This window comes from Streptomyces sp. NBC_01803 (assembly GCF_035917415.1).
Classification (GTDB): Bacteria; Actinomycetota; Actinomycetes; order Streptomycetales; family Streptomycetaceae; genus Streptomyces.
The window spans coordinates 2605384-2629608 of sequence record NZ_CP109073.1; the positions used below are offsets into that span (position 1 = coordinate 2605384).

At 74.1% G+C, this 24225-nt stretch carries 21 protein-coding genes; 11 read left to right on the top strand and 10 right to left on the bottom strand.

The features are described 5' to 3' along the window. Positions 1–213: 213 nt before the first annotated feature. Positions 214–906 (bottom strand): metal-dependent transcriptional regulator, encoded by a 693-nt coding sequence (locus OIE51_RS11340; RefSeq protein ID WP_326597416.1) that lies wholly within the window; start codon positions 904–906, stop codon positions 214–216. Between the two features lie 182 nt (positions 907–1088). Here OIE51_RS11340 and OIE51_RS11345 point away from each other — a divergent pair, with 182 nt between their 5' ends. Then, on the top strand, positions 1089–1844 hold the full coding sequence (locus tag OIE51_RS11345; RefSeq protein ID WP_326597418.1) for an SIS domain-containing protein: 756 nt from the start codon (positions 1089–1091) through the stop codon (positions 1842–1844). Between the two features lie 12 nt (positions 1845–1856). Here OIE51_RS11345 and OIE51_RS11350 read toward each other — a convergent pair whose 3' ends face one another. Then, complete coding sequence (locus OIE51_RS11350; RefSeq protein ID WP_326597419.1) at positions 1857–3236, bottom strand: PAS domain-containing protein; 1380 nt, start codon at positions 3234–3236, stop codon at positions 1857–1859. A 454-nt stretch (positions 3237–3690) separates the two neighbouring features. After that, positions 3691–4314, bottom strand: coding sequence for a pyridoxamine 5'-phosphate oxidase (pdxH, locus tag OIE51_RS11355; protein WP_326600599.1), 624 nt, complete (start codon positions 4312–4314; stop codon positions 3691–3693). Positions 4315–4513: 199 nt separating this feature from the next. Between pdxH and OIE51_RS11360 the strand changes: the two genes are divergently transcribed. Then, entirely contained in the window at positions 4514–5605 is a 1092-nt protein-coding gene (locus tag OIE51_RS11360) for a citrate synthase 2 (protein WP_326597421.1), read from the top strand. 396 nt (positions 5606–6001) lie between these two features. On the opposite strand, the gene OIE51_RS11365 is transcribed toward OIE51_RS11360, so the two are convergent. Then, positions 6002–8809 carry an FAD-binding and (Fe-S)-binding domain-containing protein gene (locus OIE51_RS11365; protein WP_326597423.1) on the bottom strand — a complete coding sequence of 936 codons (2808 nt, stop codon included), beginning with the start codon at positions 8807–8809 and terminating at the stop codon, positions 6002–6004. 184 nt (positions 8810–8993) lie between these two features. Here OIE51_RS11365 and OIE51_RS11370 point away from each other — a divergent pair, with 184 nt between their 5' ends. The 6 genes from OIE51_RS11370 (at position 8994) to serC (ending at position 14435) form a co-directional block, all read left to right on the top strand. Further along, positions 8994–10619 (top strand): sensor histidine kinase, encoded by a 1626-nt coding sequence (locus tag OIE51_RS11370; protein ID WP_326597425.1) that lies wholly within the window; start codon positions 8994–8996, stop codon positions 10617–10619. Then, positions 10616–11053, top strand: a complete 438-nt coding sequence (locus OIE51_RS11375) for a roadblock/LC7 domain-containing protein (protein ID WP_326597427.1) — start codon at positions 10616–10618, stop codon at positions 11051–11053. The genes OIE51_RS11370 and OIE51_RS11375 overlap by 4 nt, the downstream gene beginning before the upstream one ends. Further along, positions 11050–11409 (top strand): DUF742 domain-containing protein, encoded by a 360-nt coding sequence (locus OIE51_RS11380; RefSeq protein ID WP_326597429.1) that lies wholly within the window; start codon positions 11050–11052, stop codon positions 11407–11409. The genes OIE51_RS11375 and OIE51_RS11380 overlap by 4 nt, the downstream gene beginning before the upstream one ends. Beyond that, on the top strand, positions 11390–12001 hold the full coding sequence (locus OIE51_RS11385; protein WP_326597431.1) for a GTP-binding protein: 612 nt from the start codon (positions 11390–11392) through the stop codon (positions 11999–12001). Before OIE51_RS11380 ends, OIE51_RS11385 begins: the two co-directional genes overlap by 20 nt. Further along, positions 11998–13245: a cytochrome P450 gene (locus OIE51_RS11390; RefSeq protein WP_326597433.1), complete on the top strand. Its 1248-nt coding sequence runs from the start codon at positions 11998–12000 to the stop codon at positions 13243–13245. The genes OIE51_RS11385 and OIE51_RS11390 overlap by 4 nt, the downstream gene beginning before the upstream one ends. Before the next feature lie 71 nt (positions 13246–13316). After that, positions 13317–14435, top strand: coding sequence for a phosphoserine transaminase (gene serC, locus OIE51_RS11395; protein ID WP_326597435.1), 1119 nt, complete (start codon positions 13317–13319; stop codon positions 14433–14435). Positions 14436–14603: 168 nt separating this feature from the next. On the opposite strand, the gene OIE51_RS11400 is transcribed toward serC, so the two are convergent. Then, the gene (locus tag OIE51_RS11400) at positions 14604–15683 is read right to left on the bottom strand and encodes a hypothetical protein (protein WP_326597437.1); all 1080 of its coding nucleotides are present in this window, start codon (positions 15681–15683) and stop codon (positions 14604–14606) included. Between the two features lie 90 nt (positions 15684–15773). Between OIE51_RS11400 and OIE51_RS11405 the strand changes: the two genes are divergently transcribed. Further along, positions 15774–16754: an aldo/keto reductase gene (locus OIE51_RS11405; RefSeq protein WP_326597439.1), complete on the top strand. Its 981-nt coding sequence runs from the start codon at positions 15774–15776 to the stop codon at positions 16752–16754. A gap of 166 nt (positions 16755–16920) precedes the next feature. Here OIE51_RS11405 and thpR read toward each other — a convergent pair whose 3' ends face one another. Continuing rightward, complete coding sequence (gene thpR / locus OIE51_RS11410) at positions 16921–17472, bottom strand: RNA 2',3'-cyclic phosphodiesterase (protein WP_326597441.1); 552 nt, start codon at positions 17470–17472, stop codon at positions 16921–16923. Positions 17473–17508: 36 nt separating this feature from the next. Between thpR and OIE51_RS11415 the strand changes: the two genes are divergently transcribed. Continuing rightward, entirely contained in the window at positions 17509–18015 is a 507-nt protein-coding gene (locus OIE51_RS11415; protein WP_326597442.1) for a GNAT family N-acetyltransferase, read from the top strand. Here OIE51_RS11415 and OIE51_RS11420 read toward each other — a convergent pair. Further along, entirely contained in the window at positions 18005–19339 is a 1335-nt protein-coding gene (locus OIE51_RS11420) for an MFS transporter (RefSeq protein WP_326597444.1), read from the bottom strand. The two genes, OIE51_RS11415 and OIE51_RS11420, sit on opposite strands and share 11 nt — an antisense overlap. An 89-nt stretch (positions 19340–19428) precedes the next feature. Continuing rightward, positions 19429–19872: a MarR family winged helix-turn-helix transcriptional regulator gene (locus OIE51_RS11425; protein ID WP_326597445.1), complete on the bottom strand. Its 444-nt coding sequence runs from the start codon at positions 19870–19872 to the stop codon at positions 19429–19431. Between the two features lie 90 nt (positions 19873–19962). On the opposite strand from OIE51_RS11425, the gene OIE51_RS11430 reads away from it, so the two are divergent. Further along, positions 19963–20238: a DUF2530 domain-containing protein gene (locus OIE51_RS11430; protein ID WP_326597447.1), complete on the top strand. Its 276-nt coding sequence runs from the start codon at positions 19963–19965 to the stop codon at positions 20236–20238. 40 nt (positions 20239–20278) lie between these two features. Here OIE51_RS11430 and OIE51_RS11435 read toward each other — a convergent pair whose 3' ends face one another. Continuing rightward, positions 20279–21019 (bottom strand): endo alpha-1,4 polygalactosaminidase, encoded by a 741-nt coding sequence (locus OIE51_RS11435; protein ID WP_326600600.1) that lies wholly within the window; start codon positions 21017–21019, stop codon positions 20279–20281. Positions 21020–21063: 44 nt separating this feature from the next. After that, the gene (locus OIE51_RS11440; RefSeq protein ID WP_326597449.1) at positions 21064–24213 is read right to left on the bottom strand and encodes a sacsin N-terminal ATP-binding-like domain-containing protein; all 3150 of its coding nucleotides are present in this window, start codon (positions 24211–24213) and stop codon (positions 21064–21066) included. Positions 24214–24225: the final 12 nt, after the last annotated feature.

Genomic DNA, 24225 nt, shown 5'->3' on the forward strand with positions numbered 1-24225 from the left:
TAGATATTCGAACACCGCGCGATTACTGCCCAAGAACGCTCGTTTGAGTGATGTTGTGTCAGAGAGTCACCCGCTCCACCCCCGGGAAAACCCGTGACAGGACAGGGAGACCGACCCGGGGAGCTCGGGGCTCCACGTCAGCCTCCCGGGGTGGGTGTGGGCCGGCCGCCACGGGTGGCCGGCCCTCCCGTCTCAGCCCGGACCCCTCCCGTTTCAGCCCTTCGCCACGAAGACGTGCATCGCGATGTGATGGGCGAGCTCCGCCGCCTCCCCACCGCTGCCGACCTGCACCCCGCCACCCGCGCCCGCGGTCACGCTGACCGAGGCCCCCGGCTGCACGCCCGCGCGGCGCAGCGTGTGCATCACCTGCGAGTCGGTCTGGATGGGCTCGCCGATGCGGCGGACGATGACCGTCTTGCCGCCGTCGGTGTCCAGATCCGTGAGCGCGACCATGCCCTCACCGATGAACGGGTCCGCCTCGCCCGTCTCCCCCAGCTCGGCCAGGCCGGGGATCGGATTCCCGTAGGGGGACTCCGTCGGATGGTTCAGCAGCTCCAGCACGCGGCGCTCGACCGCGTCGCTCATGACGTGCTCCCACCGGCACGCCTCCGCGTGGACCTGCTCCCACTCCAGGCCGATCACATCCACCAGCAGACACTCCGCGAGACGGTGCTTGCGCATCACCCGCTGCGCCAGCCTGCGCCCCTCGTCCGTCAGCTCCAGGTGCCGGTCGCCCGCGATGCTCAGCAGGCCGTCCCGCTCCATCCTCGCCACGGTCTGGCTCACCGTCGGGCCGCTCTGCTCCAGCCGCTCGGCGATCCGGGCACGCATCGGGACCACGCCTTCCTCCTCCAGCTCCAGAATGGTGCGGAGGTACATCTCGGTGGTGTCGATGAGTCCGGACATAAGTGCCCCTCGATGTCTCGTGCGGTGGCCCGGATCCAATTCTGACGCACGCCAGTGACAACCGATCCCGTTCCGTGTAACCAAGCACTCGCGTATTGACACCACATTGGTCCAGACCACTACGGTGGGCCGGGCGCAACCGCCACCGGCCCGCCGCGGCCAGCAAGGGGATCCAGAAGCACATGAGCGAGATCACGCTGGCCGACCGCTTCTTCGACGCGGCCATCGGCCTGCTGCGGACGGCCCGGGAGCGGCAGGCGCCGCGCATCGCGGAGGCCGCCGCCCTGATCGCGGACACCGTGGCGGCGGGCGGCAAGCTCTTCGCCCACGGCGCCGGCCACTCCGCGCTCCCCGCCCAGGACCTGGTCTACCGGGCGGGCGGCCTGGCTCTGGTCAACCTGCTCTCCGTGCCCGGCACCACCGGCGTCGACATCTCTCCCGCCACCCTCGGCAGCGCCCTCGAACACGTCGCCGGCCTCGCCCCCGCCACCCTCGACGCCAGCCCGGCCGACGCGGGCGACCTGCTGATCGTCGTCTCCCTCTCCGGCCGCAACGCCCTGCCCGTCGAGATGGCCCGGCACGCCGGGGAGCGCGGGCTCGCGGTGATCGGCGTGACCTCCGTCGCCTACGCCACGCGGACCGTGTCCCGGCACCCCTCCGGCACGTTCCTCAAGGACCACTGCGACCTGGTCCTGGACAGCGGCATCCCGGTCGGGGACGCGACGCTCACCAGCGAGCGCGTCGGCGCCCCGTTCGCCCCGGCCTCCACCGTCGTGGCCTGCGCGCTGCTCCAGGCCACCGTCGCCGAGGCGACCGGGCTCATGGCGGCGCGCGGCACCGAGCCCCCGCTGCTGCGCTCGGCCAACGTGGACGGCGGCGCCGACTGGAACGAGAAGGTCTTCGCGGAGCACGCCGACCGGATCCTCTGGCGCCGGTAGCGACCGGCGCGGTCACCCTCCCGGGACGACATTCCCCAGGTCGATCGCGGCGCCCACACGCAGCGCGACATCCTCGCCATACGCCACGTCGGCGCGGTCGAACGGGCGGCGGCCCAGGCCGCGCAGCAACGTCAGCACGCCGAGGCTCCGGCCCCGGCTGCGCAGCACCACGCACAGCGCGTGCCCCGCCTCCTCCGGCCACCGGTGCTCCGCCGCCCACCCCGGCCGCGCCATGCCGCCGGTCGCGCGCACCGCGACGGAGCGCTCCAGCGCCTGGAGCGCGGGGTGGCCCGGCCGGTACCGCACCGTCACGCCATGGGTGGCCGAGGTGCCGCAGAACGCGCCGGGGCTCTCGGCTATGCGCACCAGCCCCGAATTCCCCACGACGTCGAGCAGCGCGTACTCCGCGAAGCCCGCCAGCGCGTAGTGCAGGTGCAGGACCGCCGCCTCCAGCGGGTCCTCGCACTCGGCCGCCGCCCGCGTCGCGCGGGCGAGCTGGCTGTCGCGGAACGACCGTCTGGCCTTGTCGCGTGCCACCCGCCGGCACTCGGTGATGTCCTGGAAGAGCCAGGCCACGCCGAGCGGCGCGGGCGCCGCCTCCGAGTCGGCGGCCAGCGGCGAGCCGAGCCGCAGGAAGCCGCTGAGCAGGCAGCGGCGCGGGCCGCCCGGCAGCCCGCCGCGCTGGTCGCCGAGCGGGTCCTCGCGCGATCCGTCGTCGTGCAGCGTGATCCACAGCTCGACGGGACTGCTCGGCCCCTGCGACACCTGGGTCTGCTCCAGGGCGCCCTCCAGCTCTTCGAGCCCCGCGCCGAAGAACTCCGCGAGCGGCTCCCCGAGCATGTCCACCGGGGTGACGGCCAGCGCCCGTGCGGCCCGGTCGTTCACCGCGACCGTGCGCATATCCGCGTCGACGATCACCATCGCCCAGGACGAGTCCGCCAGCAGCGCGTGGCTCAGCGCGAGATTCCGCTCCAGGTCCAGCCGCGCGTGGACCTCGCCGAACGCGCAGGTCACCCCCGCCGGGCGGCCGGCCGCGTCCCGGATCACCGTGGTCTGCGCCCGCACGAGCACCCGGCCGCCGTCGCGCCGCAGCAAGGCGAACTCCTCCACCTGGCGCGGATCGTCCTCCGTGGCCGGGGCCAGCACGGCGAGCAGACGCTTCCGCACGTCGGCCGCGTCGGCGTCGCGCACGGCCCAGCCGCCGAGCCCGGCACGGCCGACGGCCTCCTCGGCCGACCAGCCCAGCAGCCGCTCGGCCTGCCGGTTCCAGTGGGTGACGCGCCCGCCGGTGTCCACGGCGAAGAGGGCGGAGTCCATGCCGTCGAGCAGAGTGGACAGTAAACGGCTGTCGGAGGCGCGATGGTCGGACTGAGTCTCGGAATGTGAGGTCACCTAGTACCCCCTGCACAGGAGAGTGAGCGCCGGTCGCTTGCGCCGGTCCATTCAACTCCATGGTGACGTCGGTCACATAGGGTTTCGGTAAATCTCGTTGCCGCACCGAAATGTAGTTGTGGTGCCGCCGGGGGCGCGCCTAACGTTCGGGGTACACGAGAAGGGAGGTGGTTCGGCAGATGTATGACAACCGGACGCGTGAGGTGACTGCGGCCTAGCGGCCGTCGTCCCACGAGTTGTGGAGCCGGCGTCGCCGGCCAATCCCAAGCAGTCACCCGATCCGCGGGCCGCCGGTGTCGTCCGGCCGGCTCCCCGGCGGGCGCTTAGCGCCTTCCGGGGACCAAAGGCCCGCGGATCGTTTTTTGTGTCCCGGTGTCCCGGTGTCCCGGTGTCCCGGTGTCCCGGTGCCCCCGTGCCCCCGTGCCCCGGTGCCCCCGTGTCCCGCATCACATCCCTACGGGCAGAGGCGCTCCACGATCCAGCCCTTCCCCTGGCGGACGTAGCGCAGCCGGTCGTGCAGGCGGTTCTCCCGGCCCTGCCAGAACTCGACGGTCTCCGGCACCACCCGGTACCCGCCCCACCGCGGCGGCGCGGGCACGTCCTCGCTCTCCGGGTAGCGCTCCGCGAGCTCGGCGTAGAGCTGGTCGAGCTGGGCACGCGAGGCGACCTTCGAGGACTGTTCGCTCGCCCACGCGCCGAGCTGCGAGCCGTGCGGCCGGGTCCTGAAGTACGCGGCGGTCTCGTCGCGCCCGGTCCGCTCGGCGGTCCCGGCGACGATCACCTGGCGGGCGACGCCGTGCCAGGGGAAGAGGAGCGAGACGTGCGGGTTCGCGTCGATCTCGCGGCCCTTGCGCGAGCCGTAGTTCGTGAAGAAGACGAAGCCCCGCCGGTCGAACTGCTTCAGCAGGACCGTGCGGGAGCTGGGCCGGGCGGTGGGGTCGGCGGTCGAGAGCACCATCGCGTTCGGCTCGTGGAGGCCGCTCTCGGCGGCGTGTGCGAACCACTGCTCGAACTGCTCGAAGGGATCGGCGGCGAGGAACTTCTCGTCGAGCCCGGCCGCGCGGTACCTGGCGCGCATCGCGGCGGGGTCGAGCGGGGAGCTGGGGAGGTTGTCGGAGTTCTCGGCGTGGGACACGGCCCATATCTTGCAACATACGGCTGACAGTGGCGGACGCACCGGAGATTCGACCCGCGCTCTGCGGGCCGCGGACACCCACAGTTAAGGTGACGGCCAGACTTACCGCGCTTACCGTGCATAAGGCATAAGGAGCAGCCAGATGTCCGAGTTCTCTCCCGGACTCGAAGGAGTCGTGGCGTTCGAGACGGAGATCGCCGAACCCGACCGTGCAGGCGGCGCCCTCAGATACCGGGGCGTGGACATCGAGGACCTGGTCGGGCACGTGCCGTTCGGCAAGGTGTGGGGGCTGCTCGTGGACGGGGCGTTCACGCCCGGACTGCCGCCCGCCGAGCCGTTCCCGATCCCGATCCGTTCCGGGGACGTGCGGGTCGACGTGCAGGCGGCGCTCGCCATGCTCGCGCCCGTCTGGGGACTCAAGCCGCTGCTCGACATCGACGCGGCCCAGGCCCGGGACGACCTGGCCCGCGCCGCCGTGCTGGCGCTCAGCTTCGTCGCCCAGTCGGCGCGCGGCTCCGGGCTGCCGATGGTGCCGCAGCGCGAGATCGACAAGGCGACCACCGTTACCGAGCGGTTCCTGCGCCGCTGGCGCGGCGAGCCCGACCCCTCGCACGTCGCGGCGCTCGACGCCTACTGGACGTCGGCCGCCGAGCACGGCATGAACGCCTCGACGTTCACCGCCCGCGTCATCGCCTCCACCGGCGCCGACGTGGCGGCGGCGCTGTCGGGCGCGGTCGGCGCGATGTCCGGTCCGCTGCACGGCGGGGCGCCCTCCCGCGTGCTGCACATGATCGAGGAGATCGAGCGGACCGGCGACGCCGAGGACTATGTGCGGCGCAAGCTGGACGCGGGCGAGCGGCTGATGGGCTTCGGCCACCGCGTCTACCGCGCCGAGGACCCCCGGGCGCGGGTGCTGCGGCGCACCGCGAAGGAGCTGGGCGCGCCGCGCTTCGAGGTCGCGGAGGCGCTGGAGCGGGCGGCACTGGAGGAGCTGGGCGCGCGCCGCCCGGACCGGGTGCTGGCGACGAACGTGGAGTTCTGGGCGGCGATCATGCTCGACTTCGCGGAGGTACCGGCGCACATGTTCACGGCGATGTTCACCTGCGCCCGCACGGCGGGCTGGTCGGCGCACATCCTGGAGCAGAAGCGCACCGGCCGCCTGATCCGCCCCTCCGCCCGCTACGTCGGCCCGCCGCCGCGCGACCCGCGCGAGGTGGAGGGCTACGCGGACTGAGCCGCATGTAAGGCGTGGTCAATGGACTACACCTTTGCCTCGCGGACGTTTTCACGGACCGGCCTCGGTGGGAACCAGCTCGCCGTCGTGCCCGAGGCCCGGGGTCGGTCGGCGGCCCGGGCGCGGGCGCTGGTCAAGGAGTTCGACTGCTCCGAGAGCGCCTTCGTCCTCCCGCCCCAGGACCCCGGGCAACGCGCGGCGGGTGCGGATCGTCACGCCGACGGCCGAGCTGCCGTTCGCCGGCCGTCGGGCGTCGGGCGTCGGGCGTCGGGCGTCGGGCGTCGGGCGTTGGGTGAACCGCCGGGGGCCGCCGCGGAGTTCGCGGCCAGGTCGAAGCAGCTGCGGCCGTCGCCGTCGCCGGGCGGGGAGGTGGATGCCGTGACAGAGGCGTGACCGTCAGAGCGCGTTCGCCAGGGCTTCGGCCAGGTGGTGGGCCTGGTGGCCGGTGAGCTGGGCCAGTTGGACACGGCAGGAGTAGCCGTCGGCCAGCAGCACGGTGCCGACGGGTGCGGCACGGACGGCGGGCAGGAGCTGGTCCTCCGCGCAGGCCACGGATACCTCGTAATGTCCCTCCTCGAAGCCGAAGTTGCCCGCCAGGCCGCAGCAGCCGGTGGACAACGAGCCGGTCAGGCCCGCTCGTTCGCGCAGCTCCCGGTCGGCGGCGTCGCCGAGGACCGCGTGCTGGTGGCAGTGCGTCTGTCCGGCGACCGGGCGGTCCAGGCGCGGCGGGGTCCAGCCGGGGGCGTGCTCCCGGAGCGTCTCGGCGAACGTACGGACGCGCCCGGCGAGTTCGCGGGCGCGCGGGTCGTCGGGAAGCAGCTCGGGGAGGTCCGTGCGCAGAGCCGCCGCGCACGGCGGTTCGAGGACGGTGACGGGCAGCCCCGGCGGCAGCCGGTCCAGGGTGCGGCGCATCACCGCGCGCGCCTGGTCGAGTTGGCCGGTGGTGACGTAGGTCAGCCCGCAGCACACCGCTTCCCCGGGCACCTCGGGGCGCAGCCCGGCGGCGGTCAGCACGGTGACGGCTGCGCGGCCGGCCTCCGGGGACAGGTAGTTGGTGAACGTGTCGGGGAAGAGCACCACCGGGCGGCCGACCCCGCCGCCCTCCCGGCCACGCCACCAGCGGGTGAACGGCTGCCGCGCGATCGGCGGGACGGTCCGTTCGGGCGCGACACCGCCGAGGCGCTTGGCGAGCGCGGCCAGCGGCGGCACGTGCGTCGCCGCGTTGGCCAGGGGCGCCAGGCGCAGCGCGGCGGTCAGGGCGAGCCAGCGCGGCAGCCGGCCCAGCGCGTAGTGGGCGACGGGCCGGCGTCGCCCGGCGTAGTGGTGGTGGAGGAACTCGGCCTTGTAGGTGGCCATGTCGACGCCGACCGGACAGTCCGACCGGCACCCCTTGCACGACAGACACAGGTCGAGCGCGTCGCGCACCTCCGCCGAGCGCCAGCCGTCGGTGACGATCTCACCGGTCAGCATCTCGTGCAGCAGCCGGGCGCGCCCCCGGGTGGAGTGGCGCTCCTCGCCGGTGGCCCGGAAGGAGGGACACATGACGTGCGGACCGGCCGTCGTCTCACGGCACTTGGCGACGCCGACGCAGCGGCGGACGGCCGCCCCGAAGTCGCCGCCGTCGTCCGGGTAGGCGAACGCGACGGGCACCGGCGCGGTGGGCAGCCCGACGAAGCGCAGGTGCTCGTCCAGGCGGGCCGGGCGGACCAGCACCCCCGGGTTGAGGCCGCCATCGGGATCCCAGGCGTCCTTGAATCGGCCGAAGGCGGCGACGAGTTCGTCCCCGTACATGCGCGGCAGCAGCTCGGCGCGGGCCATCCCGTCGCCGTGCTCGCCGGACAGCGAGCCGCCGTGGGCGATCACCAGCGTGGCCAGCTCCTGACCGAACTCCCGGAAGCGCGCGATGCCCTGAGACGACAGCAGGTCGAAGTCGATGCGGACGTGGACGCAGCCCTCCCCGAAGTGCCCGTACGGCGTGCCGCGCAGGCCGTGATCGCGCAACAGCCCCCGGAACTCCCGGAGATAGCTGCCGAGCCGGGTCGGCGGCACCGCGCAGTCCTCCCATCCCGGCCATGCCTCGGCGCCGTCCGGCCGCCGCGTCGCCACGCCTGCGGCGTCCTCCCGCACGCGCCACAGCGCCCGTTGGGCCACCGGATCGGTGACCACGGCGTGGCCGGTGGTGTCGCCGACCGCCGCGCGGCACAGCGCGGCGGCGCGCGCCCCGGCCTCGCCGTCGCTCTCGCCGCCGACCTCGGCGAACAGCCAGGCGCCGCCCGGCGGCAGCGCGGCGGCGGCCTTGCCGACCAGGTCGGCGGCCATGCCCTCGACGGTCAGCGGCCCGTGCGGCAGCAGCCCGGCCGCCGCGTCGGCCGCCGCGCTCTCGTCCGGATAGCCGAGCACGGCCAGCGCCCGCGCGGCCGGGGGCCGGATCAGCCGGACGGTGGCCCCGGTCAGAACGCCGAGCGTGCCCTCGCTCCCGGTGAACGCGCGGGCCCAGTCCCGGCCCCGCTCCGGCAGCAGCTCGTCCAGCGCGTAGCCGGAGATGCGGCGCGGCAGATCGGGGAAGCCGGTGCGGAGCAGGGCGAGCCGGTCCGCGACCAGGCTCTCGACGGCCGCGCGCAGCGGCCCGGGAACGCCGCCGCCCCCGTCGGTGCCGCGCGCGAGGCGGGCGCGCTCGCCCCGGTAGGTGAGGACATCGAGGGCGTGCACGTTGTCGGCGGTGGTGCCCCAGGCGACGGAGTGGGAGCCGCAGGAATTGTTCCCGATCATCCCGCCGAGCGTGCAACGGCCGTGCGTCGACGGATCAGGACCGAACGTCAGCCCGTGCGGCGCGGCGGCGGCGCGCAGCGCGTCGCAGACGACGCCGGGCTGGACGACGGCGGTGCGGGCGGCGGGGTCGAGCGCGAGCACGCGGTTCATGTGGCGGGTGAAGTCCAGCACGACGCCGGTCCCGGTGGCCTGCCCGGCGATGCTGGTACCGCCGCCGCGCGCGGTCACGGGCACGCCGTGCGCCCGGCAGACGGCGAGCGCCGCCGCCACGTCGTCCGCGTCGCGCGGGGCGACCACGCCGACCGGGATCCGCCGGTAGTTGGAGGCGTCCATGGTGACCAGCGCCCGGCTCCCCGCGTCGAACGCGACCTCGCCGCGCACCTCCGCGCGCAGCTCGGCGGCCAGCTCCCGCGCCCGTTCCCCGTCCACAGCCATCCCCCCAGCGTGCCACCCCGCCCAGCCGGTTCCCCCGGACCACCCGTCACAACGATCACTTGTGCATGAAGACGCACAGAAGGAACGCTCATCCCTATAACAGGCTTTGCCTGCGCGTTCGGCAACTCACCTATAGTGTGGCGGGATTGGCAGCGCTCCCTTCCCGTCCGCGAGGTCCTCGACGATGACAGCGCACACTCCGCCGACACGCCGACGGACGGAGCGTCCTCCCGTGCGACAGTCCCTGCTGGCACTCCTCATCTCGCTGGCCGCCACGGGAATGGCCTGGCTGGCGGCGGTGTACACGGCACCCGAGTCGTACGAGATCCCCCTCGCCTGGGGCGCGGGCGCGGGCGCGGCCGTGGTGTGCGCGGCCGTGACGACCGCGGCGTGGGGCCTGACCCGGTACCGGCGGCTGCGGCGCGGTCTGGACGCGCGCGAGGCGACCATCCGACAGTTCGTCGACGAGACCGTGCCCGACGTGGTCCGGCGGCTGCGCGCCGGAGCCTCGGCCGACGCGGTGCTGGCGGCGGTCCCGGCGCCGGACGACGAGGCCGCGGCCCGGGTCATGCGCACCCTGGCGACCGAGGTCGGCCACGGCGAGGCGAGCAAGGCCGCCGCCATGGCCGCCTGCGCCAACGCGGCCGGCCGGATGCAGGCGCTGACCACCAGCATGCTGGCCGACCTGCGCGAGATGGAGCACCGGCACGGCGACGAGAACGTGCTCGGCGACCTGCTGCACATCGACCACCGCACGGCCCAGGCGGGCCGACTGGCCGACAGCATCGCCGTGCTGACGGGCGCCCGTTCGGGACGACGCTGGACCAAGCCGATCGTGATGGAGAGCATCCTGCGCGGCGCCATGGGTCGTATCGGGGGCTACCAGCGGGTCAGGCTGCACTCCACGGTCAGCGTCGCCATCACCGGCCACGCCGCCGAGGGCGTGATGCACGCACTGGCCGAACTCCTCGATAACGCGGCGAACTTCTCGCCGCCCACCGCTGAAATCCACGTCTACGCCGAGGAGGTACCGGTCGGCGTCGTCCTCACCGTTGAGGACAGCGGCCTGGTGATGAGCGATGTGGCCCTGCGCCGCGCCGAACGCGCCGTCTCCGCCGAGCCGTTGGACCTGACCACCCTGTCCGGGACCCGGCTCGGCCTGGCCGTCGTCGGCTGCCTCGCCCGCAAGCACGGGCTGAAGGTGTCCTTCCGGCCCTCCGCCCGCGGCGGCACCGGCGCGCTGATGATGATCCCGCAGGAGCTGATCAGCCGTCCGAAGCCCGCGCCGACTCCGGCGCCCGTCCCCGCGCAGGCGCCTGTCCCCGCGCAGACGCCCGTTCCCGCGCATGCGCCCGTCCCCGCCATCGCGGCGGCCACCGCCGGGCCCGCCGCCGGACACGTCCCCTCGCCCGCGACGCCCGTCGAGGCCGCGCCCGAGCAGATCGCGCTGCCGCGCGCGACCGACGAGCACTCCCCCGCCACCGACGACGACATCGCCGAGCTCAGCCGGACCGGGCTGCCCAAGCGGCGCCGAGGCCGGGCCCGCGCGGAGGCCCCCGGCCAGGACCTGCCCTCCCGCCCGCGCCCGTCGACCCCCGCCGCCCACTCCGCGGCCGAATCCGCCGCCCGCTTCGGCGCGTTCCGCCGCGCCGTGCAGGGCCGCGAGCAGGGCCAGAACGGCGGCGCCAACGGCACCGATGGCCTCGGCTTCCCGTCCCCGGCGTCCCCGACGTCCCCGGCATCCCCGTCGTCACCGACCCCCTCGTCCTCCCCCACTCCCTCACCGCATCCGGAGGACGACACCCCATGACAGCACCGTCGGCCACCGGCACCACCGGGGACAGACTCGACTGGCTGCTGGAGAGCCTGCTCTCCCGAACGCCCGGCGCGCGGCACGCGCTGCTGCTCTCGCGGGACGGGCTGAAGCTGTGCCGGACCCCGAGTCTGACGGCCGACCAGGCCGATCAGCTCGCCGCGATCGCGGCCGGCATGCAGAGCCTGTCGCACGGCGCCTCCATGGAATTCGGCGACGGGACCGGCGGCGTGCGGCAGTCGATGACGGAGTTCTACGGCGGCCTGCTGTTCATCGTGGAGGCCGGACACGGCGCCCATCTGGCGATCGTCGCGGCGGAGACCGCCGACGCCGGGCTGGTCGGGCACAACATGAGCGAGCTGGTGGAACAGCTCGCCGACCATCTCGTCGCACCCCCCAGGGCGTTCGTCAAGGGCGGCGGACCGGCATGATCCGCCCCGGCCGGGACGACGACCCCGACCGGCTGTACACCCTCACCGGGGGCCGCAGCCGGGCCGGCACGGACGCTTTCGACCTGGTCACGCTGGTGGTGAGCGAGTCGGAGCCGACCGCGGGCATGCAGTCGGAGCACGTCAGGATTCTGCGCATGTGCCGCAGCCCGACCGCCGTCGTGGAAATCGCCGCCGAGCTGCGGCTGCCGGTGACGATCGTCAAGATCCTGCTCAGCGATCTCCTCGCCACCGACCGCGTCACCGTCCGCCACCCCTCCACCCTCGCCGCGCGCGACGTGGCTCCGCCCGACCCCCGACTCCTTGAGCAGGTTCTCGTTGGACTCCGCAAGCTCTGACCGCTGGACCGAACGCACCCCCCTGGGCAGAAGCGCGGACAACGGCCTGAAGATCGTCATCACCGGTGGCTTCGGCGTCGGCAAGACCACCCTGGTCCGCGCGGTCAGCGACATCCGCCCGCTGAACACCGAAGAGATCATGACCCGGGCCGGCGAGGGCGTGGACGACATCTCCGCCGTGCGCGACAAGACGTCGACCACCGTCGCGTTCGACTTCGGCCGGATCAGCCTCAACGAGCGCACCGTGCTCTATCTCTTCGGCGCCCCCGGCCAGGAGCGGTTCTGGTTCCTGTGGGAGCGGCTGTTCATCGGCACCCTCGGCGCCGTCGTGCTGGTGGACACCCGCCGGCTGGCCGACTCCTGGTACGCCATCGACCGGCTGGAGCAGCACGGCACGCCGTTCATCGTGGCCCGCAACCACTTCGGCGGCCCGGCCCACAGCCTGGAACAGGTCCGCGAGGCGCTGGACCTGCCCGACCACGTGCCGCTGGTCGACTGCGACGCCCGCTCGCGCCGCTCGTGCAAGGCGGTCCTGCTCACCCTCGTCAGATACCTCTACACGCTCGCCGCCGACCGGGAGACCACGCCGTGAGCACCACCCCCAAACCGCCGATACCGGGACTGGCGCCGGATGCCGTGCCGCTCGCCGGGCCCCGGTTCCACACCGATCCCGGGCCGCTGCACCGGGAGCTGCGGCAGCGGCACGGCCCGGTGGTCCCGGTCGCGCTGCCCGGCGACATCCCCGCCTGGCTGGTGATCGGCTACCGCGAGCTGCACCACGTCATCGGCGACTCCGCGCTCTTCCCCCGCGACCCGGGCCTGTGGAACCAGTGGCCGCGCGTGCCGCGCGACTGGCCGCTGCTGGCCATGATCAACCGGCGGCAGCCGTCGATCCACTACACGGTCGGCCATGAGCACAAGCGGCACGTGGACATGGTGGTGCCCGCGCTGGAGGCCGTCGACACCTTCCAGCTCCGCCGGCACGCCGAGGAGGTCGCGGACGCGCTCGTCGACACCTTCTGCGGCCAGGGCGAGGCCGAGCTGATCGACGGCTACGCCGGGCTGCTGCCGATCCACGTGCTCGGCCGGATGATCGGCGTGCCGGACGCGGAGTGCCCGGCACTGGCGGGGGCGCTCAACGCGCTGGCCGCCGGCGGCGATGACGCGGTCGCCGGCCACCAGGACCTCGGCGCCGCCATGCGGCGGCTGGTCGCCGCCAAACGCGCGGTGCCGGGCGCCGACGTGACGTCCCGGATGCTGACCCACCCCGGGGGCTTCAGCGACGAGGAGTACGTGCTCGACCTGGCCGCCGTCATCGCGGCCGGCCACCAGCCCACGGCCGACTGGATCGGGAACACCCTGGTCGCGATGCTCACCGACGACCGGTTCGCCGCCTCGCTGACCGGTGGCCGGCGCAGCGTCGGCGACGCGATGAACCTGGTGCTGTGGGAGGACACCCCCACCCAGATCCTCGCCGGGCGCTGGGCCGCCCGCGACACCCACCTGGGCGGCCAGCGCCTGCTGGCCGGGGACATGCTGCTGCTCGGCCTCCAGGGCGCCCACGGCGACCCGCACGTGCGGTACGCCGGGCACCCGCACACCGGCGGGCACCAGGCCCACTTCTCCTTCAGCCACGGCGAGTTCCGCTGCCCGTTCCCGGCCCAGGAGATCGCCGAGATCATCGCCCGCACCGGTATCGAGGTGCTGCTCGACCGGCTGCCCGACATGGACCTCGCGGTGCCGCCCGAAGAGCTGGTCCGGCGGCGGTCGCCGTTCCTGCGCGGCCTGTCCGCGCTGCCCGTCCGGTTCACCCCGTCGACCCCCATCCGGCCATGACCTCCGGCGTGACCGGAGTTACCCACCGGTCGATGTGCGGCGGGGCCGTGGGAGGGGCTACGCTCCGCCTCGTGGCCGATATCCAGATTCCCGCTGACATCAAACCCGCCGACGGCCGGTTCGGATCGGGCCCTTCCAAGGTCCGTACCGAGGCGCTCAGCGCCCTGGCCGCGACCGGCACCTCCCTGCTCGGCACCTCCCACCGCCAAGCCCCCGTCAAGGACTTGGTCGGCCGGGTCCGCGACGGCGTGCGGGAGCTGTTCTCGCTGCCGGAGGAGTACGAGGTGGTGCTCGGCAACGGTGGCTCCACCGCCTTCTGGGACGTGGCGACGCACGGGCTGATCGAGGCCAAGTCACAGCACCTGTCGTTCGGCGAGTTCTCCTCCAAGTTCGCCACGGCCGCCAGCAAGGCGCCGTGGCTGGACGAGCCGACCGTGATCACCGCGGACGCCGGCACGCACCCGGCCCCGCGCGCCGAGCGCGGCGCCGACTCGTACTGCCTGACCCACAACGAGACCTCCACCGGCGTGGCCGCCCCGATCGAGCGGGTGCCGGGCGCCGACAAGGGCTCGCTGGTGCTGGTGGACGCCACCTCGGGCGCGGGCGGCCTGCCGGTCGACATCACCGAGACCGACGTCTACTACTTCGCGCCGCAGAAGTCCTTCGCGGCGGACGGCGGGCTGTGGGTCGCGGTCTTCTCCCCGGCGGCCGTGGAGCGCACGGAGCGGATCGCCGCCTCCGGCCGTCACATCCCGGAGTTCTTCTCGCTGCCCACCGCGATCGACAACTCGCGGAAGAACCAGACCTACAACACCCCGGCGCTGTCCACGCTGTTCCTGCTGGAGAGCCAGCTCGCCTGGATCAACGGGCAGGGCGGCCTGGACTGGGCGGTGGAGCGCACGGCGGACTCGTCGTCGCGGCTGTACACGTGGGCGGACAAGTCGGAGTACGCCACCCCGTTCGTCACCGCCCCGGCCGAGCGGTCCCAGGTGGTGGGCACCATCGACTTCGCGGACGGGATCGACGCGGCGGCGGTCGCCAAGGTGCTGCGCGCGAATGGGATCGTGGACACCGAGCCGTACCGCAAGCTGGGCCGCAACCAGCTCCGGGTCGCGATGTTCCCCGCCGTGGACCCGGCGGATGTCGAGGCCCTGACGCGCTGTGTGGACTACGTGATCGAGCGCCTCTAGCCGTATCGCTCCGCGCCGGCCGACGCGGAGCACGGAACACGGCGGAACGCCGACGCGGGATCGCGTCGCCGTTTCCGCCGTTTCCGGCGCTTCCCGAGTTTCGGCGGGTGTGGTCCGCCGGCCGAGATTGTGGCCCTCGTCCGCACCTGGCTGACCGCGCGCCGCGGCTCAGCCGTCCTTCCCCCCGCCACCGCCGGACATCACGCGGCGGACGCCGAAGACGACCACTGCTCCGACGGCCAGGGCCATCAACACCGGGGAGGAGAGCCCACCGCCGTCCCCGTCGTCGTCCGTGTTCCCCTCGTCCCCGCCCTCGCCCGGTGCCGGCTCCCCGGACGCCTCCTCTTCCGCCTCTTCCTCGGCCGCCTCCGCCTCGGCGGCGCTCTCCGGCAGCAGCTCGCCGCGCAGTTCCACCGGCTCGACCTCGCTGCCCTGGCCCTCCGAGCCGAACATCAGCGTCCGGCCGTCCCGCGTGAACGTGACCGACTCGCCCTGTAGCTGGCTCGGCGGGATCACCCGTCGCGCCAGCTCGGCCGGCTCGTCGGCACGCCACTCGTACATCTGGGCGGTGAAGTAGCCGCGCAGCAGCAGCCGGGTGCCGTCGGGCGAGAACGCGCCGTCCGTCACCCACAGGTCCGTGTCCGCGACGCGCGCGAAGACGTTCGGCGCGGTCCCGGACAGCTCCTCCGGGCCCGCGTACAGGGCGCCGCTGCCGTCCTGTTTCTTGCTGGCGATGTAGACCCGGCCGGTGACCGGGTGGACCATCAGCGCCTCGGCGTCCCGGGGCCCGTCCTCGTACTGGACGGTGTGGACCGTGGGCGTCACGGCGGTGTCGGCCAGCCGCTCCGGCTCGGGTATCCGGTAGATCCAGACCTCGGACCAGCCGCCGTCGAAGTTGTCCCCGATGTCGCCGATGTACAGGTCGCCGTCGGGGCCCAGCGAGATGGCCTCGATGTCGCGGGCGGTGATACCGCTCAGGGTGACGGTGGCCACCGTTTCGCCCGTGGCGCTGTCCACGGCGTAGATCGCGGCGGCGTCCTCGCTGTCGTTGTGCGTCCAGTAGACGCCGGGGTGGCGTTCGCTGGCCTGGAGCCCACTCGACTCGATGACGCGCGGATCGTCGATCGTGAAGGCGGCGGGTGCCTCGTCCGCGGCGGCGGCCGGCGGGCCGCCCGCGAGCAGTGCGACGATCGCCGCGGTCGCGGCCGTCGCAGCGGCGGCGCGGCGCGGCGTGATCCAAGTGGACATGCGCCCAAGCCTGCCATCGCCCGTCGGGCGGGCCGACGGCGGTGCGTATTTCCTTGCCTAGAGCGCACTCCACGGCGTTGGCTGGGGTCCATGAGGTACACACAGCTCGGACGCACGGGTCTCAAGGTCAGCCGACTAGTCCTGGGGACCATGAACTTCGGTGAATTCACCGACGAGGCGGACAGTCACGCGATCATGGACGCCGCACTGGAGAAGGGGGTCAACTTCTTCGACACGGCGAACGTCTACGGGGGGCCCGAGACCAAGGGCCGCACCGAGGAGATCATCGGCAGCTGGTTCGCGAAGGGTGGCGGGCGGCGCGACAAGGTCGTGCTGGCCACCAAGGTGTACGCGAACATAGCAGCGGATGGGCGGCCCTGGCCGAACTTCGACCTCCTGTCCGCCGTGAACATCCGGCGCGCCGTCGACGCCAGCCTCAAGCGGTTGGGGACGGACTACATCGACCTGTACCAGTTCCACCACGTGGACCGCCACACGCCGTGGGAGGAGATCTGGCAGGCCATCGACGTCCTGGTGACGCAGGGCAAGATCCTCTACGCCGGATCGAGCAACTTCGCGGGCTGGCACATCGCCGGCGCCAACGAGGCGGCGGCCCGGCGGAGCTCGCTGGGGCTGGTCAGCGAGCAGTGCCTGTACAACCTGGCCGAGCGCCGCGCCGAGATGGAGGTCATCCCGGCCGCCGAGGGCTACGGGCTGGGCGTCATCCCGTGGTCGCCGCTGCACGGCGGGCTGCTGGGCGGCGCGATCCGCAAGGAGCGCGAGGGCGGCGGCGGCCGGACGGCCAACGCCCTGTCGAACAGCGCGCTGCGTGAGCAGGTGCAGGCGTACGAGGACCTGCTCGACAAGAACGGCCTGGCCCCCGGTGAGGTCGCCCTGGCGTGGCTGCTCACCCGCCCCGGCGTCACCGGCCCGATCGTCGGCCCGCGCGTGCGCGAGCAGCTCGACTCGGCGCTCCGCGCGGTGGAGCTGGAGCTCGGCGAGGACGTGCTGAAGGCGCTCGACGAGATCTTCCCCGGCCCCGGCCGGTCCCCGGAGGCGTTCGCCTGGTGACACCGTGACACCGCGCCCTGGCGGCGGCTCAGCCGAAGACCGCCGCCAGGGCCACCACGGCCAGCAGGAGAACGAGAGCGGCCGTCACGATCCGGGTCCGAGTCTTCGCGTCCACGCCGCCTACGGTACGCCCCGCGCCGGAAGGCGCCGCGCGGTGGGCGGGCGCTCAGGGCGTCAGCGGCCAGGTGCCCCGAGCGGTGTAGCGGTGCTCCTCGTCACTGCTCAGCAGCACGATCCGGTCGGCCGGCCAGGGCGAGCCGGTGAACGGCGTCAGGGCCGTGACGAAGGGGACCATGGACGTGCCCGGGCCGCCGCCGGCCAGGGTCAGATGCGGGCGGTAGGCGTCGTGGTGCCGGCCGCCGGGGGTGCCGGTGGCGCGGCCCGCCTCGTCCGTCGCCGCCGCGAGCGCGGTCAGCGCGGCCAGCGCCCCGGTGTCGCCCGCGACCCCGGCCCACAGCGCCCGGTCACCGAACGAGCCGCCGCCCGCCAGCCGCAGCGTGAACGGCGCGTGGGCGCGCGCCACCGCGGCGAGCCGTTCGCCCAGGGCGGGCAGCAGCGCGGCGTCGGTCTCACCGTAGAACGCCAACGTCACGTGCCAGCCGGCCGGTTCGTTCCAGCGCAGCGCGTCCGCGCCGGGCAGGGCCCGCGCCTCCCGCGCGGCGAGGGCCACTTCGGCGGCGGCGGCGTCCGGCGGCAGCAAGGCGACGAACAGTCTCATCGGGGCTCCTCCCTCATCTGGCCTAGCATCGCCCATATGAAGATCAGACAGGGCGGCGGGGACGACATCCCCCTCATCCTGGGCATGCTCGACGGCGCCGTGGAGTGGCTGGTGTCCCGGGGCCGCGCCGGGCAGTGGGGCACCGAGCCGTGGTCGACGCGGCCGAAGGCGGTGGAGCGGGTCCGGGAGATCGTGGCGTCCGGCACCCCGTGGCTGGCCGAGATCGCCGGCGAGCCGGCTGGCACGCTCACCCTCACCCCGGGCCCCGGCACGTACCTCGCGCCCGCCGGTGAACCCGAGGTATACGTGCACCTGCTGGTCACCGACCGCCGTTTCGCGGGGCGCGGCGTGGGGGCCGCGCTGCTCGCGCACGCCGTCGAGGAGACCCGGCGGCAGGGGATCGGCCTGCTGCGGGTCGACTGCTACGCGGGCGACGACGGCCGCCTCGTGGCGTACTACCGCGCCCAGGGCTTCTCCCCCACCGAGCGCTTCACCGTGGGCGACTGGCCGGGCCAGATCCTGGCGCGGCGGGTCACGCCGTAGCGGTCAGCTCCTCCGGGTCGCGCGGCACCAGCGCCACGCCGCGCCGGCCCGCGCGGAGGCTGACGCGCAGCCGCAGGCCGCCGATCCGGGCCAGCACCAGCCCGACCCCGACCGCCGAGACCGCGCACACCGCGCCGCCCGCCAGCAGCCCGACCCGGGCGCCGAGCTCGTCGGTCAGCCAGCCCATCAGCGGCGCCCCGATCGGGGTGCCGCCGACGAAGACCATCATCATCAGGCTGATCACCCGGCCCCGCATGGCCGGGTCGCTGGCGAGCTGGATGCTGGCGTTCGCGGTCACCTGGAACGTCATGGCGGCCAGCCCGACGAGCGGCATCAGCGCGGCGAAGACGACGAACGCGGGGGCCGCGGCGGCGACCATCAGCAGCACGCCGAAGACCGCGGCGGCGGCCACGATGAACCGCGTCCGGCGGCTGCCGCGCCGGGCCGCCAGCAGGGCACCGGCCACGGAGCCGGCGGCGATCAGCGAGTTCAGCAGGCCGTAGGTGCCCGCCTCGGCGTGGAAGACGCGGTCGGTGAAGGCGACGAGCCAGATCGGGAAGTTGTAGCCGAAGGTGCCGACGAAGCCGAGCAGCACGATGGGCCACAGCAGCTCGGGCCGGCTGCCGACGTACCGCAGGCCCTCGCGCAGCTGCCCCTTGCCGCGCGGCGTACGCCGGGTCCGGGACAGCTCGGCCGGGCGCATCAGCAGCAGGCCGACGAGAGGGGCGAGGAACGACAGCCCGTTGTAGAGGAACGCCCAGCCGGCGCCGACCGTGGTGATGACCACACCGGCGACGGCGGGGCCGATCAGCCGGGCGGACTGGAAGTTGGCGGAGCCGAGCGAGACGGCGTTGCGCAACAGATGCGGGCCGACCATCTCGGAGACGAACGCCTGGCGGGCCGGGTTGTCCACGACGGTCGCGAGGCCGACGGCGAACGCCAGCACGTACACGTGCCAGACCTCCACCGCGCCGCTGAGCGTCAGGGCGGCCAGGATCAGGCCGGTCAGCCCGAGGGCGGACTGGGTGCCGAGCAGCAGCTTGCGCTTGTCGAAGCGATCGGCGAGGACGCCGCCGTAGAGGCCGAACAGCAGCATCGGGAGGAACTGGAGCGCGGTCGTGACGCCGACCGCGGCGGCCGAGCCGGTGAGGGTGTGGACCAGCCAGTCCTGGGCGATGCGCTGCATCCAGGTCCCGATGTTGGATATCGACGAGCCCAGGAGGTGGATCCGGAAGTTGCGGACCCGGAGGGAGCTGAAGGTGGATATCTTCTCGGTGCTGGTCAGGGATGCGGGTGCGGAGTCTGCTCCGGGTCCCGGACTCAAGGGAACACTCCTTTGTGCGGGTGCGGTCGGTGTGCCGTGGATCGATGTGCCGTGCGGAGGCGCGCCGTGCGGAGGGGCGCGGTGCGGCGCTAGATGTGCGCGAGCTTGTGCAGAACGGGCGCCGCCGCGCGCAGGGCGGCCCACTCCTCATCGTCCAGCTCGGCGGCCAGCCGGGCCAGCCAGGCGTTCCGCTCGGCGCGGCTCGTCTCGATCATGGCCTCGGCCTGATCGGTGGCGACGACGAGCTTCTGCCTGCGGTCCTCGGTGTGCGGCTCCATGCGGACCAGGCCGCGGCTCTGGAGCAACGCGATGATGCGGGTCATGGACGGCGGCTGCACGTGCTCCTTGCGGGCCAGCTCCCCGGGGGTCATGGCCCCGCAGCGGGCGATCGTGCCGAGCGCGGACAGCTCGGCGAGGCTGAGCGCGCGGTCGGCGTTCAGGTGGCGCATACGGCGGGAGAGCCGCTGCACGCCGATGCGCAGCGTGTTCACCGCCTCGACGTCCTCGCGGCCGTCCAGCTTCGCGTTGGGCATGAGCACCACCATCGCTCGTTAGCTTTCCTAACAAAATATATGACGATGATACGCGCCTGTACATTCCCGGTACCCGGGTAGTCTGAGCGCATGCGCTGGGGCGAGTGGACCAACGGCAAAAGAGAGGCGCCCGAGCCCCTGGAGGGCGACGTGGGCGCCACGGTCCTCGTCGGCACCGTCGTGTGGGCCGCCCTCTTCGTGGCCCAGGTCCCGTTCTACGGCTGGTATGCCGACCACGGGCACGACTGGTTCATCTGGACCTGCCTCGTCGGCACGGGACTCGGGCTCTTCGGGCTCTGGTACGCGCGCCGCCGCGAAGCCGCCCTCCGGGCTCAGGCCGCGCGGCAACGCGATCAGGACGACTGACCGGGCCCGCGATTCACTGGACCCGCTCCGTCGCGCGCCGTCAGCAGGGGTCGCGCCAGGCGTCCAGATCGAGGTTCTTGGCCATCGAGCTGAGGCCGAGGGCCGTGGTCTCCGGGCAGAACTCGGCGGCGGACAGGGCGTACTCGACGTGGAAGACCGCCTTGCCGGCCTCGATGAACGGAGTGAGCGCGGCACACTCGCCGAACTCGGCGCACTCCTCGTTGACCGCGAAGTCGAACTCATCGACCAGCTCCGGGATCTGCGGCAGGTCGTTCTTCAGGCCGACGGACAGGCCGCGGTCGTGGGCGAGGTCGGCGATCATCCGGTTGTAGGCGAGCTGGTCGGCGGCGGTCAGGGGGAAGCCGGTGGCGTTGAGATAGCCGTCGAGGAGGTCCGGCTCGACCGCGTCGAAGCCCTTGTTCCGGCACATGTCGAACCGCTCGGCCATCAGCGGGCGCAGGGCGTCCAGGTCGCGGATGTCCAGCCAGCGTTCGCCCTCCCAGCCGTTGCCCTCGCCGAGCAGCGCCAGGGGGAAGTCGCCGGCGTCCGGGCGGAAGTCCTCCCAGGCGCCCGCGTTGACGTAGCAGATGACCCGCACGTCCCGGTCGTGCAGCGCGGCGACGTCCGAGGCGCCGGACTCGAAACCGTCGATGTCATAGACCGGGACGTCCACGGTCAGGTCGAGGGCGCCGGAGAGCTGCCAATGCCACGCCGTCCCGGGCTCCGGCCGCCACCGTCCGTCCCCGTCCGGGGAGTCGGCGGAACAGGCGGCCGTCGCCATCAGCAGCAGCGCGGCCGGCACGGCCGCGCGGGGCCGTATCGGGGTCAGTCGAACCACCGGGCCGTCCGCAGCTCCTCCGCCCGGGAGGGGTCCTCCAGCAGGGCGGCGAGCTCAAAGCGCCGGGGCCACTGGCCGGTCGCCCAGGCCAGGCCGGCGGCCAGGCCCTCGAAGGTCGCGGCGTGCAGCGTGCCGCCGGGCGTCAGGCGCCAGGCCAGCTCCGTGCCGTCGATCACCAGCTCGTCGTACTCCACATACATGGCCGGGGTGGCCGGGCCGAGAATGGCGCGGGCCTCCTCGGGCACCTCGCGCGGCGTCCCGCCCTCGCCCGGCGGCTCGGCCGGGAGGGCGGCGCTCAGCGGGCGCACGTCCAGCACGGCGGCCAGGTCGGCGGCGCGGGCGGGCGGCACCGGCAGCAGCGGCCGGCCGGCGGCCAGCGGGAGCAGGTCGGGGGCGTCCGCGACCAGGGCCTCGGCGGCGTCCACGACCCGCGACGAGCCGTCCACGACGGCGCGCAGCTCGTCGGGGAGCGTCACCTCGTCCGGGTCCAGCTCGGCCAGCAGGGCGTACAGACCGTGCAGCCGGGCCGCTGTCACGGTCACGGCCGGGTCGGCGAGGCGGGCCAGCAGATCGGCCGCGCCGCCCGGCTCGGCCAGCAGCGCGCGGGCCGTGGTGCGCACCCCGAGAGCGTGCAGCACCTCCGCGTCGGCGTCCGCCGTGTCCGCGTCCTCGTACAGACCGGCCAGCAGTGGATCGCCGCCCGCCGAACGCAGCCCGGCCGGGCGGCGGCCGTCCAGCACGGGCGCGCCGCGCAGCCACCAGGCGGTGTACGACCGGGCCCGCTCCACGCCGCCGTCCGGCATCCGCACCCGCACCGGCGTGGTCAGCGCCTCGCGGAACGGCGGCCGGGACAGCAGGGAGAGCACCGCCGGCCACTGGCCGTCGTCCACCAGCTCCAGGTCCCGCACGGCCATCACCTCGGCGGCGACCGGCGGCAGCGGGCTGTCGCCGAGCGCGTCGAGGGTGTCCTCGCACCACACGTCCACCGCGTCCAGCAGCCCCACGTCGTCGGGCTCGGCGTACCCCCCGTCGCGCGGCTCCAGCTCGTCCGGGTCCAGCACGACGTCGGCGGCCCGTATCAGCGCGAAGTCCGCCTGCACGCCGACGGCCGTCAGCGGCTGCTCGCCCCAGCGGGCGGCCAGCTCGGCGTCGCACGCGGCGAGCTCGCCGTCGCGGATGACCCGCTGGAACGGGCTGCCGGGGTAGACCAGCTCACCGGCCGGGGTCAGCTCGCCGTCCTCGTCCGGCAGCGCCAGCGCGGCCAGCCAGGGCAGGTCGCCGGGTGCCAGGCCGGCGTCCCGCACCAGGCCGAGGACCGTCTCGGCCAGCTCGGCGGCGGGCACGGCGTCCTCGTCCCACACGTCCATGTCCGCCGAGGCGGCGACGGCGGCGCGCACCTGCGGGGTGTCCAGCACCGCGCGCGGAGTGGCCGGGTTCGCGCCCAGCTTCTCCAGCAGCGGGTGGGCGGCCTCGGGGTGGGCCACCTTCAGGCCGAGGCGGCCCAGCCCGGCCGGCTCGGTGCCGGGGACGGGCAGCAGGGCGCGGCGCGGCCCGACCGTGGTGCGGCCGTCCGCCAGTGGCACCGGCAGCCCGTGCAGCAGCTCGGGATCGACGCCGGCCAGCGACTCGTACAGGCGCCACCACCAGGTGGGCGGGCGTTCGACGCCCGCCAGCCGGTCGATGATCTCGCCCAGGGAGACCCGGGCGACCTCCAGCACCCGCAGCTCGGCCCGCCGTTCCAGCCCGGCGGGCAGCAGCACGGGGAACAGCTCGGCCAGCACGGCGACGGTCTCGGCGCCGGCCCGCTCGACCAACTCGGCCTCGACCGGGCGCAGCGCGACGGGGATCTCGCTCTCCGGGTCGTCGGCGACCACCGGCTCGGTGGCACCGGCCGCCGCCGCGCTGGGCAGGAAGGCGGTGGACGGCAGCCGTTCCAGCAGCGCCTGCCGCAGCGCGCCGTCGAGCTCGCCCCGGCCCAGCGGGCCCGGCACCAGGCTCAGCGTCTCACTGGTGACCGGCCGCCAGTCCGCCAGCAGCGCCGCGTAGGCGTCCGCCGCGCGGCCGGTCAGGAAGTCCGTCAGCGGCCCCGGCGCGACGTGGCGCCGGGTCGGCTCCAACGGGAAACTCGCGATCAGCAGCGCGGGAAGGCCGAGCGGGTCGTCGGTCGGGGTCGGCGCGTGCACGACGGGCGGGCTGACCGGCGCGGCCGGGGCGCCCTCGGCGTCCACGGGCACGGCCCAGGTGACCGACCAGTGGCGGCGCTCGCGCTCCTCCAGCGGCCGGTCCGCGAAGAGCGCCGGGTCGGCCTCGCCGCGGTCGGTCACCACCCGCCAGCGGGTGGAGCGGACCGCGCTGCCGGCCGGGCCCGGCTCCTCGGTGATCTGCGTGTACGGGCCGAACTGCCGCCGCGCCAGCGTCCGCGCGCCGCGCGCCGTCTCGACGGTGACCTCGTCCAGGCCCGGCAGGGTCAGCAGCAGGGTGTCGTCCACCGCGTCGAGCAGCCGGGTCGCCAGGTCCTCGGCCGCCGCGTCGCGCAGCGGCAGCGTGACGACCGTGTCGAAGCCCTCGGGCACCTCGGGCACCTCGGAGGCCGCGGCGGGGAACGGTAGCCGCAGCAGCGGAACGGCGTGCCGGTGGCCCGCCCTGCGGTCCAGCTCGGCCACCAGCTTCGCGTTCTCCCCGGCCGCCTCGCGCGCCAGCCCGGTCGCCTCCGCCAGGGACCAGCGCACGCCGCCCGCCGCGCTCGCGATCGCCGGGGCGTCGCTGACGGCGAGCACGGCCGCGAAGCCGACACCGAACCGGCCCACGCCCACCGCCATGTCGCGCTTGGCGGAGGCGCGCAGCGTGGACAGCGACTCGACACCCGCCGCGTCCAGCGGCGAGCCGGTGTTGGCGACGACGAGGACCCCGTCGTGCAGCGCGAGCCGCAGCCGTCCCGGCTGCCCGGCCCGGGCGGCGGCGTCGGCGGCGTTCTGGGCCAGCTCGATGACCAGCCGGTCGCGGTAACCGCCCCGGGCCAGGTCCTCCTCCGCGTTGGCGTCCTCCCGGAACCGCGCCGGGGAATCGGTCCACGCGCTCAGGACGGTGCGCCGCAGCCGCCCGGTGCCGAACGGGTCGAACAGGTCGTCGGTGGTCACGGGTGCGACAGT

What these genes read in the sequence shown, in the direction of transcription:
- OIE51_RS11345 (WP_326597418.1), top strand. Translation starts at nt 1,089, where the DNA reads ATGAGCGAGATCACGCTGGCCGACCGCTTCTTCGACGCGGCCATCGGC.
- OIE51_RS11365 (WP_326597423.1), bottom strand. Translation starts at nt 8,809, where the DNA reads ATGGCTGTGGACGGGGAACGGGCGCGGGAGCTGGCCGCCGAGCTGCGC.
- OIE51_RS11415 (WP_326597442.1), top strand. Translation starts at nt 17,509, where the DNA reads ATGAAGATCAGACAGGGCGGCGGGGACGACATCCCCCTCATCCTGGGC.
- OIE51_RS11405 (WP_326597439.1), top strand. Translation starts at nt 15,774, where the DNA reads ATGAGGTACACACAGCTCGGACGCACGGGTCTCAAGGTCAGCCGACTA.
- OIE51_RS11425 (WP_326597445.1), bottom strand. Translation starts at nt 19,872, where the DNA reads ATGCCCAACGCGAAGCTGGACGGCCGCGAGGACGTCGAGGCGGTGAAC.
- OIE51_RS11375 (WP_326597427.1), top strand. Translation starts at nt 10,616, where the DNA reads ATGACAGCACCGTCGGCCACCGGCACCACCGGGGACAGACTCGACTGG.
- OIE51_RS11340 (WP_326597416.1), bottom strand. Translation starts at nt 906, where the DNA reads ATGTCCGGACTCATCGACACCACCGAGATGTACCTCCGCACCATTCTG.
- OIE51_RS11400 (WP_326597437.1), bottom strand. Translation starts at nt 15,683, where the DNA reads ATGTCCACTTGGATCACGCCGCGCCGCGCCGCCGCTGCGACGGCCGCG.
- pdxH (WP_326600599.1), bottom strand. Translation starts at nt 4,314, where the DNA reads ATGCGCGCCAGGTACCGCGCGGCCGGGCTCGACGAGAAGTTCCTCGCC.
- OIE51_RS11360 (WP_326597421.1), top strand. Translation starts at nt 4,514, where the DNA reads ATGTCCGAGTTCTCTCCCGGACTCGAAGGAGTCGTGGCGTTCGAGACG.
- OIE51_RS11435 (WP_326600600.1), bottom strand. Translation starts at nt 21,019, where the DNA reads ATGGCGACGGCCGCCTGTTCCGCCGACTCCCCGGACGGGGACGGACGG.
- thpR (WP_326597441.1), bottom strand. Translation starts at nt 17,472, where the DNA reads ATGAGACTGTTCGTCGCCTTGCTGCCGCCGGACGCCGCCGCCGCCGAA.
- OIE51_RS11430 (WP_326597447.1), top strand. Translation starts at nt 19,963, where the DNA reads ATGCGCTGGGGCGAGTGGACCAACGGCAAAAGAGAGGCGCCCGAGCCC.
- OIE51_RS11380 (WP_326597429.1), top strand. Translation starts at nt 11,050, where the DNA reads ATGATCCGCCCCGGCCGGGACGACGACCCCGACCGGCTGTACACCCTC.
- OIE51_RS11370 (WP_326597425.1), top strand. Translation starts at nt 8,994, where the DNA reads ATGACAGCGCACACTCCGCCGACACGCCGACGGACGGAGCGTCCTCCC.